The sequence below is a fragment of the Paraburkholderia sp. BL9I2N2 genome, from assembly GCF_004339745.1.
In the GTDB taxonomy this organism is placed as follows: domain Bacteria; phylum Pseudomonadota; class Gammaproteobacteria; order Burkholderiales; family Burkholderiaceae; genus Paraburkholderia.
The window spans coordinates 176,418-196,023 of sequence record NZ_SMGP01000001.1 but is presented as its reverse complement, the minus strand read 5'-3'; the positions used below and the strand labels follow the sequence as shown (position 1 = coordinate 196,023).

Below are 19,606 nucleotides of genomic sequence, written 5' to 3'. Positions count from 1 at the left end.
CGCCGGCAACCGGTGTATTTGATTCGCGCGATGCTTTGCGAGGGCAGTCGAGAAAGCGCGCCGAGTGCGGTCGCCGCTGTATCGCCTCCGCACGCGGCGAAGCACCGCCTCAGGCGGCACGGCGCGTCGCGCGTGGATGCTTTCCTAGAACCCCGCAGCCAAGCCGTCACGGCGGCTGTCGCTGGCCGCCACATAGCCGCGCTCCGGATCGTTGCGATCGAGCTTCCAGATGTACTGGCCGGAGCCGAAGTCCATATACGGATCGTCGACCGACTTGATCGTGTGGCCGAGCTTCTGCAAGGCCTCGGCGGTCTTCGGATCGAGCGTCGATTCGATGTCGATCGTGAAGTCGCGATTGACCTTCCAGCGCGGTGCGTCGCACGCGGCCTGCGGCTGCTGACCGTAGTCGAGCATCCGCACGATGGATTGCAGATGGCCTTGTGGCTGCATGTCGCCGCCCATCACGCCGAAGCTCATCACCGCTTCCTGCTGGCCGTTCACCTGCTGCGTGAGGAACGACGGGATGATCGTGTGGAACGGCCGCTTGCCGCCTTCCACCACGTTCGGCGATTTCGGGTCCATTGAGAAACCACAGCCGCGGTTCTGCATGGCGATGCCGCTATCCGGCACCACGATGCCCGAGCCGAAGCCCATGTAGTTCGACTGGATGAAGCTGACCATCATGCCGCGCTCGTCCGCCACCGACATGTAGATGGTGCCGCCGGCCTTCGGCATGCCGAAGTCGAACTGCGTGGCGCGCTTGTGATCGATCAGTTTGGCGCGCGAGGTGAGGTACGCGTCGTCGAGCATCTGCTCGGGCTTGACCTCCATGGAACGCGGATCGGCGACGTAGCGGTAGACGTCGGCGAAGGCCAGCTTCATGGCCTCGATCTGCAAGTGCTGCGATTCGACGTTGTCGACCGCCAGTTCCTTCACATCGAATTTTTCGAGGATGCCTAGTGCGATCAGCGCCGCGATGCCCTGCCCGTTCGGCGGAATCTCGTGCACGGTGTAGCCGCGATAGTCCTTGCCGATCGGCTCGACCCAATCCGCGCGATAGTTACGCAGATCGTCGGTGGTCAACGCGCCGCCACCTTCGCGGGCGAACGCGGCGATCTGCTCGGCGATCTCGCCTTCGTAATACGCGCGCGGGCCCTGCTCGGCGAGCTTGCGCAGCGTCTTCGCGTGGCCGGGGAAGCGCACCAGTTCGCTCACTTCCGGCGCGCGGCCGCGCGGCATGAAGGTTTGCGCGAAGCCCGGCAGGTCCTTCAGTTCCGGCACGGCGGCCGCCCACTTATAGGCGACGATGCTCGCCACCGCGTGACCGCGCTCGGCGATCTCGATGGCCGGCTCCATCAGGTCGGCGAACGGCAGCGTGCCGAATTTCTGATGCAGCGCTTCCCAGCCGGCGATCACGCCGGGCACCGTCACCGCGTCCCAGCCGCGCTTGGGCTGCTTCGCGAGTCCGTTTTCCTCGCCATATTTGCGCTTGAAGTAGTCGACGTTCCACGCCGCCGGCGACACGCCCGAAGCGTTCAGGCCGTGCAGCTTCTTACCGTCCCACACCAGCGCGAACGCGTCGCCGCCCAGCCCGCACGATACCGGCTCGACCACCGTGATGGCGGCTGCTGCCGCGATCGCCGCATCGACGGCATTGCCGCCTTTCCATAGCATGCGCAGTCCAGCTTGCGCGGCGAGCGGATGCGAAGTCGAAACGATGTTGCGCGCGAATACAGGCAGACGCGGCGTCGGGTAAGGGTTTTGCCAGTTGAAGCCAGTCATGTCGAACACTCTCGAAAGCGCGGCCCGGCTTGTGGAAAACGCCGGAAACCATTGAAAAACAGATCGAACGCGGGGATGAGACGGGGTGAAGCGCGAATCAACCGCGGAACCTTGGATTGCATCGTGATCCGGCTCAAAAAACAAATTCATTTATCAAATGAATAAATGCGTAATTCGCCTGAATAGATCGACGCGCGGTCGTCTCGTATCCTATGCATGTCGCACGAGTTGGCAGACAAGGCGCGCGATGGTCTTACAATACGCTCACCCCCGTTCACGCTTCACTCGCTTACCCGGCTCAGCTTGGCGGGCCGGCGGCGGGCAACGCAGACAAGAAACCCACGAACCGAGACACATGACCCGAGACCCCCGCCTGACTCTCAATGCCCGGCAACAGGAACTGCTGGAGTGGGTGCAACGCGACGGCTTCGTGACCGTGGACGACCTCGCGGCCCACTTCGACGTGACGCCGCAGACGATCCGCCGCGACGTCAACTGGCTCGCCGACATGAACCTGTTGCGCCGCTATCACGGCGGCGCGAGTCTGCCTACCAGCTCCGAAAACGTCTCCTATACGGCGCGTCAGCGCATGTTCCATGACGAGAAGCGGCGTATCGCGGCGCTAGTGGCCACTCACATTCCCGATCAGGCCTCGCTCTTCATCAACCTCGGCACCACCACCGAAGAAGTGGCTCGCGCGCTCAATCGGCACCGCGGCTTGCGCGTGATCACCAACAATCTGAACGTCGCGAGCATGATGAGCGGCTATCCGGATTGCGAGGTGCTGGTGACGGGCGGCATCGTGCGGCCGTGGGACAAAGGGATCGTCGGCGAACTGGCGATCGATTTCATCCGGCAGTTCAAGGTCGACTTCGCGATCATCGGCACGTCGAGCATCGAAACGGACGGCACGCTGCGCGATTTCGACACGCGCGAAGTGCGCGTGGCCGAGGCGATCATCCAGCATGCGCGCACCGTTTTTCTCGCCGCCGACAACTCGAAATTCGGCCGCCCTGCGCTGGTTCGCCAAGGCCATCTCGATCAGATCGACGCCTTGTTCACCGACATCGCGCCGCCCGCCGAAATGATCGAGACGCTCGCAGCCGCCAACTGTCAGGTGTATATCGCCGACTGACGCCAGGCGTTCTCCGCCATGCTGCAGCGCACGCAAAACTTCGAGTGAAATCAAGGATTAGGCCGCGACTCCCAACCGCCGCTGAGACGCCGAATTGTCAAAGGGAGAATTTACTGGGGCGGATTTGGTGTTTAACGTGCGGTTGACTACACTCCAGGTTCCCCGGCGTACGTTCCGCATTCTGCGTAACGCCGGTACGTGAAGCTGTCGTGTGAATCCGTACCTCCCGCCTGATCCTTTGCGGACCTTACTGGCATGAGCCAGTCGCCGGCAAGGCCGTCCGCGTTTGCTTGACATGGAGAGAAACGATGCTGAGTCCGCATGAATTCGCCACGTTATTACTCGTCAAGGACGCTCCCAATCAAGTCGACATGGAGCGAGAAGAACTCGACGCCCTTCTGGAACGCCAGTTGGTTCAACTCGAACGGCTCGCGTCGGGCAACGAACAATGGCGCGTGACTGAAAGCGGCGATAACGCATTGCGGGCCATCAAGCGTCTTTCCTAGTTGTGCTGGTTTCATCGCGTCTTGCGGCCGGACGGCGCAGTTGGCGTCCGGCGCTGTGACGGCGTGTGTGCCGCGCTTTCATCGCGCGTGCTCTTGCTGCTTTGAAATCTTTCTCTGTGTGAAAAGCAGGACGCCACCCGGCGTCCGCTTTATTGTGCCCAAATCATTTACACAGTAAATTGACGCGACGGACTTTCTGCCCTCGCGCATGCCCAAAACCCTCTCTCCCAACGATATCCAGCAATTCCGCGAGGCCATGCGGCGCGTGGCCGAGAACGCGTTCGCCACACGCGGCGCCGAGGGTGTGACGATGCGCGAACTGGCGAGAGAACTGGGTTGCAGCGCCATGACGCCCTATCGCTACTTCCGCGACAAGGACGAGATTCTCGCGATGGTGCGCGCCGCGGCGTTCAATCGCTTCGCGGCGCGCCTCGAAGCGGCCGCGAAGACCGCCACCGAAACGGATCACTCCGTGGTGAGCGAAGCGTACGTGGCGTTCGCGCTCGACGAACCGCACGCGTATCGGTTGATGTTCGATCTGGCTCAGCAGGCAAGCGACTATCCGGAACTGGCCACCGCCTCGCAGCGCGCGTGGCGCATGCTCGGCACGCACTTCGAACGGCTGGTCGAAGCGGGCATTCTGGAAGGCGATCCGCAACTCATCGGTTACGCGTACTGGGCGAGTCTGCATGGCTTCACCATGCTGGCGCTGGCCAATCAGCTGCCATTGCCACAGGCGCAGCAACCTTCCGGCGCCGGCAATATGCCGACGCGCGAAGCCGTGTTCGCACAAATTCGCCGCATGTTGTGGCGCGGCGCGCAGCCGCAGCGCGGCTAGCGCTTACTGCGCGCGAAGCGGACCGGTTCAACGAAAAGCGACAAGCGAATTGAACGACGGCGCTCGCGCTTAGGCCTCAACCGTTGCGCAAAGTCGGATCGACGGCCGCGCGCCAACTCAGCGCCTTGGCGCGCTGGTCGGTAAAGAACGTCACCCACTGGTTGCGCAGTTGCGGATCGGTGCTCGCGCCCTCGCTCGCGTAACGCTGCGCGATCGACGTCTGGAACGCGCAGAAATCGTCCTTCGACAGCTTGCCGCCCCGGTTCGCCACGTACGCGTCGAACATCGCCGCGTAGACGCCTTGCGCGTCGTTACCGTAGTCGACCGGCTGGGCACTGCACATCTGCTGCAACGACACGAACGACGGCGCGCCCCTCGTTCCGCTCAGGCTCGGCGAACTGACACACCCCGCGAGAAGCGTAGCGGCGCCGATCATCAAAAGTCCACGCATGAATTCACCTCGAAATGGCTGCTGCCAAGAGTATCGTCCGTGGCCGCGCGTTGCGCCACTACCCGGACAGCCGTTAGAGGAGCGTCCAAACAAACCGAACTTTACTTTTTCGAATATGTTCATTAAAGTTCGAAAACGAACACGATCAGTTCGATAGTTTTTCCAAACGATTTTCTGGATACGACGCAGGGGACACAGCAGGTGACGCAAGGCTCGAGATACGATTTGCTCGTCGTGGGCGGCGGGATCAACGGCGCAGGCATCGCTCGCGATGCGGCGGGCCGCGGCCTGTCCGTACTGCTCTGCGAACAGGACGATCTGGCGGCGCATACGTCGTCGGCCAGTACAAAGCTGATCCACGGTGGCCTGCGCTACCTCGAATACCGCGAGTTCGGGCTGGTTCGCAAAGCGCTGCAGGAGCGCGAAACGTTGCTGCGCGCCGCGCCGCACATCATGTGGCCGCTGCGCTTCGTGATGCCGCACATGCCCGATCTGCGCCCGGCCTGGCTGATCCGCGCCGGTCTCTTTCTGTACGACCATCTCGCCAAACGCGAGCTGCTGCCTGGCTCGCGCGGCATCGTGATGCGCAACCATCCGGCGGGCGCACCGCTGGTCGATTCGATCAAGCGCGGTTTCGTGTACTCGGACGGCTGGGTCAACGACGCGCGCCTCGTCGTGCTGAACGCGCTCGACGCGCAGGAGCACGGCGCGAAAATTCTCACGCGCACGAAACTGCTGAGCGCCGTGCGCGCGGGCGGCGAATGGCGCGCGCAACTCAAGCGCCCGGACGGCACGATTCTGGACGTGCGCGCCGGATCGATTGCGAACGCCGCGGGCCCGTGGGTCGGCGAACTGCTGCAAGGCGCGCTCGGCCGCGCCGCGACGCACAGCGTGCGGCTCGTGAAAGGCAGCCATATCGTCACGCGGCGCCTGTTCGAACACGACCACGCGTATATCTTCCAGAATCCGGACAAGCGCATCATCTTCGCGATTCCGTACGAACACGACTACACGCTGATCGGCACGACGGATCTCGAATATCGCGGCGACCCGTCGCAAGTGGCGATCAACGCTGAAGAAACGCAGTACCTGTGCGAGTCGATCAACCGCTATTTCAAGCGGAAAATTTCGCCGGCCGACGTGCGCTGGACCTATTCGGGCGTGCGTCCGCTGCTCGAGGAAGAAGGCGCGGACAACCCGTCGGCAGTCACGCGCGACTACTCGCTCGAACTCGACGCGCCAGCCGGCGAAGCGCCGCTACTGTCGGTGTTCGGCGGCAAGATCACCACCTTCCGCAAACTGGCGGAAGAAGCCGTAGACAAACTCGCGGACGCGCTGCAGCACGGTGCGTCTTCGTGGACGGCCGGCGCGCCGTTGCCCGGCGGCGACATTCCGAACGCCAACTTCGAGCGCTTTCTCAGCGAATTCAAGCAACAGCATGCCTGGTTGCCGGCCGATCTGGCGCATCGCCTCGCCCGCGCCTACGGCACGCGCGTCAAGCATGTGGTCGGCAATGCGCGTTCCGTGGCCGATCTCGGCCGCGCCTTCGCACCGGGCCTCTACGAAGCGGAACTGACGTACCTGCGCGATACCGAATGGGCGCGCAGCGCGCAGGACGTGCTGTGGCGCCGTTCGAAACTCGGCTTGCACGTCGAACCCGGCACGCTCGATTCGATCACACGCGATATCGACGCGTGGTTCGCTCGCGAACCCGAGCGACAGAGCGCATAGTCAGACATCGCCCACGCGACGCGCTCGCTGCATCTGACCAAACCGGATCGATTCACCCCTCGGCTGGACCAGGCGGGGCCGCACCATCACGTGTTGCTGCCCGCTTAAAACAACAAGCCGTTCCCGTCGCCGGCTATCCGTCCGGCGATTCATAAAACGCATGGAGAAGAGACAATGCAGGACCAGTACATCCTCGCGCTTGACCAAGGCACCACCAGCTCGCGCGCGATGCTGTTCGACCGGCTCGGCAATATCGTGTCGACCGCTCAAAAGGAATTCCAGCAAATCTATCCGCGTCCGGGCTGGGTCGAACACGATCCGCAGGAAATCTGGTCGACCCAGGCCGGCGTCGCCGCCGAAGCCGTGACGCGCGCCGGCATGAACGGCACATCGATCGCCGCGATCGGCATCACCAATCAGCGCGAAACCACCATCGTGTGGGATCGCGAAACCGGCCATCCGATCTACAACGCGATCGTCTGGCAGGACCGCCGCACCGCCGACTTCTGCGACCAGCTGAAGGAACAGGGCCTCGAAGAGAAAGTCCGCGCCAAAACCGGCCTGCCGATCGACTCGTACTTCTCGGCGACCAAGATCCGCTGGATCCTCGATAACGTCGAAGGCGCGCGCGAAAAAGCCAAACAGGGCCGCCTCGCGTTCGGCACCGTCGACAGTTGGCTGGTGTGGAATTTCACCAAGGGCGGTTTGCACGTCACCGACGTCACCAACGCGTCGCGCACGATGCTCTTCAACATCCACTCGCTGAAGTGGGACGACGAACTGCTCGAGGCGCTCGACATTCCGCGCAGCATGCTGCCGGAGGTGCGGGCTTCGTCGGAAGTGTACGGGCCGACCAAGACCACCGTGTTCGCTTCGAAGATTCCGCTCGCGGGCATCGCCGGCGACCAGCATGCCGCCCTCTTCGGCCAGATGTGCACGGAGTCGGGCATGGTGAAGAACACCTACGGCACGGGCTGCTTCCTCGTAATGAACACCGGCGACAAGCCGATCGAATCGAAGAACAATCTCGTCACCACGATTGCCTGGCAGATCGGCGACCAGATCAATTACGCGCTTGAAGGCAGCATCTTCATCGGCGGCGCCGTGGTGCAATGGCTGCGCGACGGCCTCGGCATCATCAAGAACGCCGCTGAGATCGAAACGCTGGCGCGCAGCGTGCCGCATTGCGACGGCGTGTATCTGGTGCCCGCCTTCGCCGGACTCGGCGCGCCGCATTGGAATGCGCGTGCTCGCGGCACGCTGTTCGGCGTGACGCGCGGCACGACCTCGGCGCATATCGCGCGCGCCGCGCTCGACTCGATCGCCTATCAGTCGCTCGACGTGTTGAAGGCGATGGAAGCCGACTCCGGCATTCGCATCGGCGAATTGCGGGTGGACGGTGGCGCGTGCGCGAACAATCTGCTGATGCAGTTCCAGGCCGACATTCTCGGCGTCGATGCGGTGCGCCCGCAGGTAGCGGAAACGACCGCGTTGGGCGCGGCTTATCTGGCCGGTCTCGCGGTGGGTTATTGGAAAGACGTCGACGAACTGCAAAACCAATGGAAGCTGGACCGCCGCTTCACACCCGCCCTGCCGCACGCCGACGTCAAGGAATGCCTCGACGGCTGGAAGCGCGCGATCCGCGCCGCGAAGGCCTGGGCCGATACGCCCTGAGCGCGTCTTTTACCCCTTCTCTTTCGACAATAAAGAAGCCGCTTATCCGGCGGCTTCCCTAACAACTATATTTCGGATAACCAACGATGTCTCCTTACATTGCTGAATTCATCGGCACGGCACTTGTGGTGCTGCTCGGCGACGGCGCCGTCGCCAACGTGCTGCTCGCGCGCACCAAAGGCAAAGGCGCCGACCTGATCGTGATCGTCATGGGCTGGGCGATGGCCGTGTTCATCGCCGTCTACGTCACCGCGTCCTTCAGCGGCGCTCACCTGAATCCCGTCGTGACCATCAGCCTCGCACTGGCCGGCAAGTTCGCGTGGGCCAAGGTGCCCGGCTATATCGCGGCGCAGATGCTCGGCGGCATGGCCGGCGCGCTACTCGTGTGGATGGCGTATCGCCAGCACTTCGCGAAAGAAGGCGACGCCGACGTGAAGCTCGGCGTGTTCTGCACCTCGCCCGCGATTCGCAGCGTGCCGCACAACCTGCTCACCGAAATGATCGCCACCTTCGTGCTGATTCTGGGTGTGCTGTATCTGGCTTCGCCGCAAGTCGGTCTCGGCGCGCTCGACGCGCTGCCGGTCGGCCTGCTGGTTCTCGGCATCGGCATCTCGCTCGGCGGCCCGACCGGTTACGCGATGAGTCCCGCTCGTGACCTGTCGCCGCGTTTGATGCACGCGCTGCTGCCGATTCCGGGCAAGCGCGACAGCGACTGGCACTATGCGTGGATTCCGGTTTGCGGTCCGTTGCTGGGCGGTGCGGCGGCAGCGTGTCTGTATCTGTACCTGCATGTGCATTGAGCTGGTCGCGCAGATAAAACGCGCCTGAGCATCGACGGAAAGCGGCGGCGCCGCTCACGCGGCGCCAAAGCACGTATCATGATGCTTTCACTCTCCGCGCATGAGCTTGCAATTGCCTTTCCCATGCGCTTCGCTTTCCGTTTCCAGGCATGATCGACCACCTCATCTGTGACTGCGACGGCGTGCTCGTCGACAGCGAAATCATCGCTGACCGCGTGATGCTCGAAACGCTGACCGCTACCTTCCCCGGCCTCGACTTCGAACCCATCGTCAAGACGGCCTTTGGCCAGCAAACGTCGCGCTTTCTCGAAAGCATCGAGAAGTCGTTCGATATCACGCTGCCCGCGAATTTTTTCGACACCATCGAGCACAACGTCGAGCTCGAACTCGCGGCTTCGCTCAGCCCGATCAACGGCGTGCGCGATGCGCTGCGACGCGTCACGTTGCCGGCCGCCGTCGTCTCGAACAGCCGCATGGCGCGCGTGAATGCGTCGGTGCGGCGCGCCGGTCTGCAGCAGATTTTCGGCGAACGCATTTTCAGCGCCGAACAGGTGGCGCGGCCGAAGCCCTATCCGGATGTCTATCTGTTCGCCGCGAAGACGCTGGGCGTGGAACCGTCACGATGCGTCGTGGTGGAAGACAGCGTGGCCGGTTTGAATGCCGCGCGCGCGGCGGGATGAAGACGATCGCTTTCGTCGGCGCGAGCCATATTCCCGATGGCTACGCGGACGCGCTGCGCAAGATGGGCATGACGCGCATCATGCAGCATATGGATGAATTGCCCGCGTTGGTCGAAGCGGGCGTACGCGGCGAGTTCGGCGACGTGCAGTCGTAGTCATTCACGTCAACCGTTCGCGACAATAGAAAAGCCGGCTGCAAAAGCCGGCTTTTTCGCATCAACGTTGCAAGCGAGTGCGCGCCTCATCTCACACGCGCGCACGCCTCGCCCATCAAGCCTCGTCAGCCACGCATTCGCGCGCCTGCGCCAGCGTCTGACGAAATTCCACCAGTTCGGCGATGGTCAGCATCGGCAGATCGTGTTGCGCGGCGAAGCGCTCCACATCGGCGCCGCGCGTCATCGTGCCGTCCGGGTTCATTAGTTCGCACAGCACGCCAGCCGGCTTCAAACCCGCGAGAATCGCAAGGTCGACCGTGCCTTCGGTATGGCCGCGACGCGCCAGCACGCCGCCGGGTTGCGCACGCAACGGGAACACATGGCCAGGGCGCACGATGTCGGCGGGCTTCGCCGTGTCGGCGATCGCGGCGCGAATCGTCGTCACGCGATCGAGCGCGGACACGCCGGTGGTGACGCCGTCGCGTGCTTCGATCGAAACCGTGAACGCGGTGCCGTGACGGCTTTCGTTGTTGACAGCCATCGGCGGCAGTTCGAGCGCACGGATTTTCTCGTCGGGCAAACACAGGCACACGATGCCGCTGCATTCGCGGATCAGCAACGCCATGGTTTCGACGGACAGACGCTCGGCGGAAACGATCAGATCGGCTTCGTTCTCACGGTCGTGGTCGTCTTGCAGAACGACGGCGCGGCCATCGCGCATGGCTTGCAACGCGGCGGCGATACGCGGCGGAACGGCTTCGGTGTCGAGCAACGGGAGATCGAGGAATGCGCTATCCGCAATCGTCGACGGAGCGGGAAAAGTAGCAAAGGTCATGATTGAAACGCTCATCGCAAAAGTTGGGCGAGAAACGTTTCAGGGCATTGCAAACAGACAAAGACGCGCCGTTGAACGCCGCGCAAAGCGACGCTCGCGCACCGCCTCAACCTGCAAGCGGCGCCACGGAAACGAACATGACTATCTGCACATCTTCTTCCATCCGGACTCTAACCGTCGGCTCTGGCTTCTCACCAGATCTGCTGACCCCACTTCAATCTTTCCTGTTCGGAAGACCGCACTACGTGGGCGCTCGCGGGCTCACCGGCTCACGCTTTTGCGTTGCCCGCATACCGCCGGTGGGGAATTTCACCCCGCCCTGAAGACGCACTGATTGCCGGATCGACCGGCTGGCAAAGCATACAACAGTCGCGCCGCACGTGCAGCGCAACCCTACTGATCAGACGGAAATCTCTGACTTCGACCACATCGGTCCGCAAACGATGCCGGTCACACCGGCGCGGCCTCGCGCTGCGGCTCGTGGTGCGCGGGCACGTCCCAGCGCGGCGGCGTTTCCGCCTTCAGCGTGACGCGAAACGCGCGCGCTTCCGTGTCGCCGGGATTGCGCAGGCTATGCGGCTGGTCGGCGTCGAACACGATCGCGTCGCCGGTGGCCAGCAACTGGCGTTGATCGTGCACGCTGACTTCCAGCGTGCCCTCGCTCACCACCAGATTCACCGTCGTGCCCGGCGCGCGGCGCGTGCCGGCTTCGGTGTGCAATGGTGCGATCCGCAACTCGTGAAACTCGGCGGCGGTCGGCTCGGCGTCAGGATAAAGCGGCCGCGCGGAATAGCGTCCATTCGAACTGACGACGCGCGACGAGCGCTCCGCCGGCAAATGCTCGAAGCCGTTGGTAGCGTGGCGCCGCAAAAAGGCCGCCACCGACACCTTCAACGCGGCCGCCACTTTGCATAGCACCTTGATGGACGGCACGCTGCGCGCCGACTCGATCTGCGCGAGCATCGCGCGCGACACGCCGGACGCGCGGGCCAAAGCGTCGAGCGACAGTTGCCGCTCGGCGCGCAAACGGGCGAGATTCACGCCGACGAGATGTTCGAGTGCATCGAAGGGTTCAGCGGCACGCGGCGACGCATCGGTGTCAGCCGTGGGATCGCGAACCAGCGCAAGCGGGGAATGCATGATTGCCTCCAGGAGCGCCGCCGGACGGCGGGCAAGCGGTTAGTGGAAGCAAGATAGCATCGCGCCCCGCCGTGCCCAACGAAGTTATCTTCACACTGTTATCAGCATTGCGGAGGACGTTTTCCGCAATGCTTGTGCCAATTTTTCATAAGGGCACGGGCGCAGGCGATTCACTGCCTCATTTGCCCTCACGCCCGCTGCGCCACCGTCGGTGCCGGCGCATCCATACGCGCAGCGAACCACGTCAATAGCAACGCCGCCACGCTGACTCCGGCCGCCACCCACGGCAAGGTATCGAGCGAATGGCCGTGATTGATCACCAGGCCGCCGAGCCACGCGCCGCCCGCATTGCCGACGTTGAACGCACCGATGTTCAACGTCGAAGCCAGATTCGGCGCCGCAGCCGCCTTTTCGACCACACGCATCTGCAAGGGCGGCACGGTGGCGAACGCAGCAATGCCCCACACGAAGATAGTGACCGCCGCTGCAATCTGCGAATGGCTGGTGCGCGCAAAGATCGCCATCACCACCGCGAGCGCGACCAGAATGCCCATCAGCGAAGGCATCAGCGAGCGGTCCGCCAGCTTGCCGCCCACTGTATTACCGATCGTCAGGCCCACGCCGAACAACACCAGAATCAGCGTGACGCCGCGCGGCGAAAAGCCGCTCACCTGCTCCAGAATCGGCGCGATATAGGTGAACACGACGAACACGCCGCCGAAGCCGAGCACTGTCATCGCGAGCGCGGTCCAGACTTGCGGGTCCTTCAACACACGCACTTCGTGACCGAGGCCGACCGGACCAGCGTCATGACGATTCGGCACCAGCGCCGTAACCCCCATGAGCGACAGCACGCCGAACGCGCTGACGATCCAGAACGCCGCGCGCCAGCCGAACTCCTGGCCGACGAACGTGCCGAACGGCACGCCGAGCACGTTCGCCAGTGTCAGGCCGGTGAACATGAGCGCAATCGCGCTGGCGCGCTTTTCGGCCGGCACGAGCGAAGCCGCCACCACCGCGCCGATGCCGAAGAACGACCCGTGCGCGAACGACGTCACCACGCGCGCGATCATCAGCACGGAATAGCTGGACGCGATCGCGCACAGCGTATTACCGACGATGAACACACCCATCAGCAACTGCAACGCCAGCTTGCGCGGCATCTTGCTGGTCACCACCGCGAGCAGCGGCGCGCCGACCGCGACGCCGAGCGCGTAGCCGCTCACCAGCAAGCCCGCCGAGGGAATCGACACCGCCAGATCGTGCGCGACCTCGGGCAGCAGGCCCATGATGACGAATTCCGTCGTGCCGATCGCGAAGGCGCTGATCGCCAACGCCAGTAATGGAATGGGCATTTTTCTACTCCAGGATTTAAGGTTGAGCGTGATGCAGCGCCGTCACGAATTCGACGACGACGCCCGGCGCGAGCGCCACGAATAGTTGCGCCTGAGCCTCCTGCGGCCCCATCTGCGGCACATGGGCGGTTTGGTGATCGACGCCGTGCGCATGCAGGCGACCGAGCAGCGCCCGCCATTCGGCGGCGCTCTCCAGCCGGAAGGCGATGTGGTCGATACGCGGCGCCGTCCGACCGGTCGCGGCGGGCACCGTTGCGTCGATCAGGTGAATCAGCGGGCGGCCGTTCGCGTATAGCCAGTAGCCGTCGACCGAAAACGGCGGACGCGCGCCTTGGGTCAGCCCGGCGACATCGACGAAAAAGCGTCGGGCGGAGTCGAGCTCGGCGGTGACGATCGTCGCGTGATCGAGTTGCATGGCTTGGGCGGAATCAGGGTTTTCCATGACCGCAATTGTCGAGGCTGAGTGTCGATTTGATAATTGGCGTAGCATTTGAAGCATTTTCAAATCTCTTTTGAAAGATTCGCCATGGACAACCTCGGTGACATCCGTCTGTTCGTTGAGGCCGCGCAGCAGGGCAGCCTGTCTGCGGCGGGCCGCAAGATGGGTCTGACGCCGGCCGCCGCCAGCGCCCGCCTGGCCAAACTCGAAGCCGGCCTCAAAGCGCGCCTGTTCGAGCGCACCACCCGCCAGCTCAGGCTCACCGACGAAGGCCGTCTCTACCTGAATTGCTGCCGTCAGGCGCTGCAATCGCTCGACGACGCCGAAGCCGCCCTGCAAGCCGGCCAGGGCGTCGTCCGTGGCAAGGTGCGGGTTTCGGCGACCTCGGATTTCGGCCGCAATCTGCTGATGCACTGGCTCGACGAATTCAACGCGCTGTATCCGGAAGTGACCTTCGCGCTGACGTTGTCGGACTCGCTGTCGAATCTGGTGCAGGAGGACATCGATCTGGCGATCCGCTTCGGTGTGCCGCAGGACAGTTCGCTGGTCGCCCGCAAGCTGGCGCCGAACCGGCGCGTGCTGTGCGCGTCGCCGGACTACATCGCGCGCAAGGGCGAACCGAAGGATCCGCACGATCTCGCCAATTTCGACTGCATCGTGCTGGGCACCGCCTCCGGGCTGGCGAACGAGTGGCGCTTCACGCGCGGCGACGAGGTGCAGCACTACACCGTGCCGTTCGAAGCCGCCCGCGAGACCAATGACGGTGCCGTCGCCCGCGAATGGGCGCTGCGCGGTTACGGCATCGCGATCAAGTCGATGTGGGACGTGGAGGCGGATCTACGCGCCGACGGCCTGAAGATCCTGCTGCCGGAATGGCGTTATCCGGACGCGCCGCTGCACGCGCTCTACCATCGGAACCGCTTCATGGCGCCGCGCGTACGCGTGCTGCTGGATTTCCTGAGCGAGCGTTTCGCGCAGGTGTCGGACGAACTGGAAGGTCTGCTGGGCTTGCCGCCGGACGGGCCACACGGCCAGGCAACCGGGGAAACCGCGTCGCGCGAAGGGCTATAATAATGAGCTACGCTGCAAACGTGCCCCGACGCTGCCCGATAGTGGCCTGAAGCGCCGCCCCGCGGCCCGCTCGCACGTTTCGCCCTGTTCACCTTTTAAACGACGCCCCCAGGTTAACCACTGCGACCGGCGAAATTCGATGACCAAGAAAGTTTATGTAAAGACTTTTGGCTGCCAGATGAACGAGTACGACTCCGACAAGATGGTCGACGTACTCGGCGCGGCTGAAGGGCTCGTGAAGACCGACACGCCGGAAGACGCAGACGTCATTCTGTTCAACACGTGCTCGGTGCGCGAAAAAGCGCAGGAAAAAGTGTTCTCCGACCTCGGCCGCGTGCGCGAGCTGAAGGAAGCGAATCCGAATCTGATCATCGGCGTGGGCGGTTGCGTGGCGAGCCAGGAAGGCGCGGCGATCGTCGCGCGCGCACCGTACGTCGATCTGGTGTTCGGTCCGCAAACGCTGCACCGTCTGCCGCAAATGATCGACAAGCGCCGCGAAAGCGGCCGCGCGCAAGTCGACATCTCGTTCCCGGAAATCGAAAAGTTCGATCACCTGCCGCCGGCTCGCGTCGACGGCCCGAGCGCGTTCGTGTCGATCATGGAAGGCTGCAGCAAGTACTGCAGCTATTGCGTTGTTCCGTACACACGCGGTGAAGAAGTGTCGCGGCCGCTCGACGACGTGCTGACCGAAATCGCCGGCCTCGCCGACCAGGGCGTGCGCGAAGTCACGCTGCTCGGCCAGAACGTGAACGCCTACCGCGCCGGTCTCACGCTGGGTTCGTCGGACATCGCCGATTTCGCCACGCTGATCGAATATGTCGCGGACATTCCGGGCATCGAACGGATTCGCTACACCACGTCGCATCCGAAGGAATTCACGCAGCGCCTGATCGACACCTACGCGAAGGTGCCCAAGCTCGTCAGTCACCTGCATCTGCCGGTGCAGCACGGCTCGGACCGCATTCTGATGGCCATGAAGCGCGGCTACACGGTGCTCGAATACAAATCCGTGATCCGCAAGCTGCGCGCGATCCGCCCTGACCTGTCGCTCTCCACCGACATGATCGTCGGCTTCCCCGGCGAGACGGAAGAAGACTTCGACAAGATGATGGCGCTCGTGCACGAGATGAAGTACGACACCAGCTTCTCGTTCATCTACAGCCCGCGCCCCGGCACGCCGGCCGCGAATCTGCACGACGACACGCCGCGTGAAGTGAAGCTCAAGCGTCTGCAACATTTGCAGGCCACCATCGAGGAAAACGTGCAGCGCATCAGCGATTCGATGGTCGGCAAGATCGAGCGCATACTGGTCGAGCGCCCGGCGCGCAAGGATCCGAACGAACTCGCCGGCCGCACCGAGAACAACCGGGTGGTGAATTTCCCGGCACCGGTGGCGTCGCACGCAAGGCTGATCGGCCAGATGGTCGACGTGAAAATCGTCCATGCGTACCCACATTCGCTACGTGGCGAGCTCGTGCTGGTTCATGACGACGCTCCGGCCACGACCCATTAAAGCGACGCCAACGCGCGTAGCGAAACCGACAGGATCGACCCACCGCCTTGAAGACCACTCAGCAGCATCTGGAATTCACCGCACCGCGCGAAGACAACGCGCGGCTCGCCAACCTCTGCGGCCCGCTCGACGAAAATTTGCGCCAGATCGAGCAGGCGCTCGACGTGACGCTGCAACGCCGTGGCCACCGCATCACGATTCGCGGGCGCGGCGCGAAACTCGCGCTCACCGCGCTCGAGAACTTCTACAACAATGCCCGCGAGCCGCTGTCGGTCGACGACATCCAGCTCGCGCTCGTCGAAGTGCGCCACCCGGCGCGCCATCGCACGAACGGCAATGGCAATGGTCATAGCGACGCAGCGGGCGACGCGCGTTTCCCCGGCAATCCGGATCATCCGTTCGACCAGCCCGCCGACGCCGGCGACGACGACCTCGAAGAACTCGGCCCGAAGCTGTACACGCGGCGCGCCGACCTGCGCGGCCGCACGCCGGCGCAGCGCGAGTATCTGAAGCAGATCATCTCGCACGACGTGACCTTCGGCATCGGCCCGGCCGGCACCGGCAAGACCTATCTCGCGGTGGCTTGCGCGGTGGACGCGCTCGAGCGCGACCAGGTCAAGCGCATCGTGCTGACCCGTCCGGCTGTCGAAGCGGGCGAGCGTCTCGGCTTTCTGCCGGGCGATCTGGCGCAAAAAGTCGATCCGTATCTGCGTCCTTTGTACGACGCGCTGTACGACCTGCTCGGCTTCGACAAGACCGCCAAGATGTTCGAGCGGCAGATGATCGAAATCGCGCCGCTCGCGTACATGCGCGGCCGCACGCTGAACCACGCGTTCATCATCCTCGACGAGGCGCAGAACACCACGCCCGAACAGATGAAGATGTTCCTCACGCGGATCGGCTTCGGCTCGAAGGCGGTGGTCACCGGCGACACGACTCAGGTCGACTTGCCGCGCGGCCACAAGAGCGGGCTGATCGAAGCGCAACAGGTGCTGGCCGACGTGCGCGGCATTGCGCTCACGCGCTTTACCAGCGCGGACGTGGTGCGGCATCCGCTGGTCGCGCGAATTGTGGAGGCGTACGATGCGCATTCGCAGAAAACCGCCAGTCCGGCGGATTCGCGCTAAGCGCCCGCAGCCGCAACGAACGCACTACAACGAAACCGCATGAGCCGCGCCCCGAAACTGACGTTGAATCTGCAATTTCCCGCCGCCAAAACCTGGCCGGAACACAAGGCGCTGCTGCCGCGCACCACGGTGGCCGGCTGGATCAAGGCGGCCCTCTTCGCGGACGGCGAACTGACGGTGCGTTTCGTCGATGCCGAAGAAGGCCGCACGCTGAACCGCACCTATCGCGGCAAGGATTATTCGACCAACGTGCTGACCTTCGCGTACGCCGAATCGGAAGACGATCCGGTGACGGGCGACCTGATCCTGTGCTGTCCGGTGGTCGAGAAAGAAGCCGCCGACCAAGGCAAGCCGCTCATCGCGCACTACGCGCATCTGCTCGTGCACGGCACGCTCCACGCCCAGGGCTACGACCACGAAGTCGAGGAAGAAGCCGAGGAAATGGAAGCGATCGAAACGGAAATCCTCGCCAAGCTCGGCTTTCCCGATCCCTACCAGTAGGCGTCGATCACCCGCACGTCGCAAACGTCCAACCAGTTCAAAACCCATCGTGAGCACCTCTTCCCCCGAAGCCGACACCCGAACGCCCTGCCCGGACTATCCACCGGCACTCGGCGAATCGCGGCTCCTGACGGACGAGGAACTGCGCGCGTCGCTCGAATGCACGTTGCGCGACTGGGACCGCAAGAGCGACCTGTGGCTGTTCGGCTATGGTTCGCTGATCTGGAATCCCGGCCTGCCCACCGTCGAAGCCACCCGATCGAGAGTCCACGGTTATCACCGCGGGCTCTACCTGTGGTCGCGCGTGAATCGCGGCACGCCCGAGCAGCCGGGTCTCGTGCTGGCGCTCGATCGCGGCGGTTCGTGCACCGGCATCGCATTCCGGCTCGCGGCCGAAGGCTCCATGCCGCATCTCGAAGCACTCTGGCGTCGCGAAATGGCGATGGGTTCATACCGCCCGGCGTGGCTGCCGTGCGTGCTCGCCGACGGCCGGCGCGTCGATGCGCTCGCCTTCGTGATGCGCCGCGACGTGCCGAGCTACACCGGCAAGCTGCGCGACGACGTCGTCAAAACCGTGTTCGGCTGCGCAAGCGGGCGCTACGGCACCACGCTCGACTACGTCAGCCGCACGGTCCATGCGCTGCGTGAGAGCGGCATGCCCGACCGCGCGCTCGAAGCGCTGCTCGAACGGTGTCGGGAGGAGAGGCGCGAAGCAGACTTAAAAGCAGCCCAGAAAGCAGACCGGAAATAACCGTCACGAACGGCGCTTTTTTTCCTGAAAACGCTTTTCCGCGCGTAATCAGTTAGGATTGACCTACGCTCGCCCTCACGGCGGAGCCGCTTCACCCGAGCTTCACTCATCGCCCAGCCGGGCGGGACACGGTCCTGCCATGTGCCTGGTGTATCCTTAATGCTCTGCAACAGCGCGCCCAGTCTTGCCGGGCGCACTACCATGAACGACACGTATCCCAGTCGACGCCAAACCGACAAACCGCAGGAAAAACGCTCACTCCTCGAGCGTCTGACCGATTTCATCTCGCCTGAGCCCGACTCGCGCGCCGAACTTCTGGAAATACTGCAGGACGCGCACGAGCGCAACCTGATCGACGCCGACTCGCTGTCGATGATCGAAGGCGTATTCCAGGTGTCCGAACTGAGCGCGCGCGACATCATGGTGCCGCGTGCGCAAATGGACGCGATCAACATCGCCGACAATCCCGCCGAATTCATCCCTTACGTGCTGGAAAAAGCGCACTCGCGCTATCCGGTCTACGAGGGCAATCGCGACAACATCATCGGCGTGCTGCTGGCCAAAGATCTGCTGCGCTACTACGCCGAAGAAGAGTTCGACGTGCGCGGCATGTTGCGCCCCGCCGTGTTCATCCCCGAATCGAAGCGCCTGAACGTGCTGCTGCACGACTTCCGTGTGAATCGCAATCACCTCGCGGTCGTGGTCGACGAATACGGCGGCGTGGCCGGCCTGATCACGATCGAAGACGTGCTGGAACAGATCGTCGGCGATATCGAAGACGAATACGATTTCGACGAGGAAAGCGGCAACATCATCGCTTCACCGGACGGACGCTTCCGCGTGCGCGCGCTGACCGAAATCGAACAGTTCAACGAGGCCTTCGGCACCCACTACTCGGACGATGAAGTCGACACGATCGGCGGACTCGTCACGCATCACTTCGGACGGGTGCCGCATCGTGGCGAAAAAGTCCGCCTCGACGATCTGATCTTCGAGATTCTGCGCGGCGACGCCCGCCAGATTCACATGCTGCTGGTGCGCCGCGATCCGCTCGCAGGCCAGCGCGAACGCGAAGCGCAGCACGTGCAGACCTGAGCGGGTTCCGGCCGGTTCTTTCTGCGC

The 19,606-nt window shown here is 63.6% G+C and carries 18 protein-coding genes, 1 pseudogene and 1 riboswitch; of the genes and pseudogenes, 13 read left to right on the top strand and 6 right to left on the bottom strand.

Going from position 1 to position 19,606, the window contains the following annotated elements; genetic code table 11:
- Nucleotides 1–144: 144 nt before the first annotated feature.
- Entirely contained in the window at nt 145–1,782 is a 1,638-nt protein-coding gene (gene ggt / locus B0G74_RS00895; protein ID WP_132373184.1) for a gamma-glutamyltransferase, read from the bottom strand.
- 355 nt (nt 1,783–2,137) lie between these two features.
- Here ggt and B0G74_RS00890 point away from each other — a divergent pair, with 355 nt between their 5' ends.
- From B0G74_RS00890 to B0G74_RS00880, 3 genes are all read left to right on the top strand, one after another.
- Nucleotides 2,138–2,917 carry a DeoR/GlpR family DNA-binding transcription regulator gene (locus B0G74_RS00890; protein ID WP_132373182.1) on the top strand — a complete coding sequence of 260 codons (780 nt, stop codon included), beginning with the start codon at nt 2,138–2,140 and terminating at the stop codon, nt 2,915–2,917.
- 308 nt (nt 2,918–3,225) lie between these two features.
- Complete coding sequence (locus tag B0G74_RS00885; RefSeq protein WP_132373180.1) at nt 3,226–3,423, top strand: hypothetical protein; 198 nt, start codon at nt 3,226–3,228, stop codon at nt 3,421–3,423.
- Between the two features lie 208 nt (nt 3,424–3,631).
- Complete coding sequence (locus tag B0G74_RS00880; RefSeq protein ID WP_132373178.1) at nt 3,632–4,261, top strand: TetR/AcrR family transcriptional regulator; 630 nt, start codon at nt 3,632–3,634, stop codon at nt 4,259–4,261.
- A gap of 76 nt (nt 4,262–4,337) precedes the next feature.
- Here the strand turns inward: B0G74_RS00880 and B0G74_RS00875 are convergent, their stop codons facing one another.
- Nucleotides 4,338–4,712 (bottom strand): hypothetical protein, encoded by a 375-nt coding sequence (locus tag B0G74_RS00875; RefSeq protein WP_132373176.1) that lies wholly within the window; start codon nt 4,710–4,712, stop codon nt 4,338–4,340.
- A gap of 201 nt (nt 4,713–4,913) precedes the next feature.
- Here B0G74_RS00875 and glpD point away from each other — a divergent pair, with 201 nt between their 5' ends.
- From glpD to B0G74_RS00855, 4 genes and pseudogenes are all read left to right on the top strand, one after another.
- A complete protein-coding gene (gene glpD / locus B0G74_RS00870) occupies nt 4,914–6,443 on the top strand; it encodes a glycerol-3-phosphate dehydrogenase (RefSeq protein WP_132373174.1) in 1,530 nt (509 codons plus the stop codon).
- A gap of 174 nt (nt 6,444–6,617) precedes the next feature.
- Nucleotides 6,618–8,117 carry a glycerol kinase GlpK gene (glpK, locus tag B0G74_RS00865; RefSeq protein ID WP_132373172.1) on the top strand — a complete coding sequence of 500 codons (1,500 nt, stop codon included), beginning with the start codon at nt 6,618–6,620 and terminating at the stop codon, nt 8,115–8,117.
- 86 nt (nt 8,118–8,203) lie between these two features.
- Nucleotides 8,204–8,917, top strand: a complete 714-nt coding sequence (locus B0G74_RS00860) for an MIP/aquaporin family protein (RefSeq protein ID WP_132373170.1) — start codon at nt 8,204–8,206, stop codon at nt 8,915–8,917.
- A gap of 149 nt (nt 8,918–9,066) precedes the next feature.
- Nucleotides 9,067–9,752 (top strand): annotated as a pseudogene (locus tag B0G74_RS00855) (HAD family hydrolase).
- Between the two features lie 115 nt (nt 9,753–9,867).
- On the opposite strand, the gene ribB reads toward B0G74_RS00855, so the two are convergent.
- The 4 genes from ribB to B0G74_RS00835 form a co-directional block, all read right to left on the bottom strand.
- A complete protein-coding gene (gene ribB, locus B0G74_RS00850) occupies nt 9,868–10,587 on the bottom strand; it encodes a 3,4-dihydroxy-2-butanone-4-phosphate synthase (RefSeq protein WP_132373168.1) in 720 nt (239 codons plus the stop codon).
- Between the two features lie 147 nt (nt 10,588–10,734).
- Nucleotides 10,735–10,918, bottom strand: a riboswitch (FMN riboswitch).
- A gap of 119 nt (nt 10,919–11,037) precedes the next feature.
- Nucleotides 11,038–11,727, bottom strand: a complete 690-nt coding sequence (locus B0G74_RS00845) for an XRE family transcriptional regulator (protein ID WP_132373166.1) — start codon at nt 11,725–11,727, stop codon at nt 11,038–11,040.
- Between the two features lie 188 nt (nt 11,728–11,915).
- Nucleotides 11,916–13,082 carry an MFS transporter gene (locus B0G74_RS00840; protein ID WP_132373164.1) on the bottom strand — a complete coding sequence of 389 codons (1,167 nt, stop codon included), beginning with the start codon at nt 13,080–13,082 and terminating at the stop codon, nt 11,916–11,918.
- A gap of 16 nt (nt 13,083–13,098) precedes the next feature.
- Nucleotides 13,099–13,497: a VOC family protein gene (locus B0G74_RS00835; protein ID WP_132376809.1), complete on the bottom strand. Its 399-nt coding sequence runs from the start codon at nt 13,495–13,497 to the stop codon at nt 13,099–13,101.
- 111 nt (nt 13,498–13,608) lie between these two features.
- Here B0G74_RS00835 and B0G74_RS00830 point away from each other — a divergent pair, with 111 nt between their 5' ends.
- The 6 genes from B0G74_RS00830 (at nt 13,609) to B0G74_RS00805 (ending at nt 19,579) form a co-directional block, all read left to right on the top strand.
- Entirely contained in the window at nt 13,609–14,592 is a 984-nt protein-coding gene (locus B0G74_RS00830; RefSeq protein ID WP_132373162.1) for a LysR family transcriptional regulator, read from the top strand.
- A gap of 139 nt (nt 14,593–14,731) precedes the next feature.
- A complete protein-coding gene (miaB, locus tag B0G74_RS00825) occupies nt 14,732–16,105 on the top strand; it encodes a tRNA (N6-isopentenyl adenosine(37)-C2)-methylthiotransferase MiaB (RefSeq protein ID WP_132373160.1) in 1,374 nt (457 codons plus the stop codon).
- 47 nt (nt 16,106–16,152) lie between these two features.
- Nucleotides 16,153–17,232, top strand: a complete 1,080-nt coding sequence (locus tag B0G74_RS00820) for a PhoH family protein (RefSeq protein ID WP_132373158.1) — start codon at nt 16,153–16,155, stop codon at nt 17,230–17,232.
- Nucleotides 17,233–17,271: 39 nt separating this feature from the next.
- Nucleotides 17,272–17,733, top strand: a complete 462-nt coding sequence (gene ybeY / locus B0G74_RS00815; protein WP_132373157.1) for an rRNA maturation RNase YbeY — start codon at nt 17,272–17,274, stop codon at nt 17,731–17,733.
- A gap of 49 nt (nt 17,734–17,782) precedes the next feature.
- Entirely contained in the window at nt 17,783–18,484 is a 702-nt protein-coding gene (locus B0G74_RS00810) for a gamma-glutamylcyclotransferase (protein WP_132373155.1), read from the top strand.
- Nucleotides 18,485–18,685: 201 nt separating this feature from the next.
- Nucleotides 18,686–19,579, top strand: coding sequence for a transporter associated domain-containing protein (locus B0G74_RS00805; protein ID WP_091799238.1), 894 nt, complete (start codon nt 18,686–18,688; stop codon nt 19,577–19,579).
- Nucleotides 19,580–19,606 lie beyond the last annotated feature (27 nt).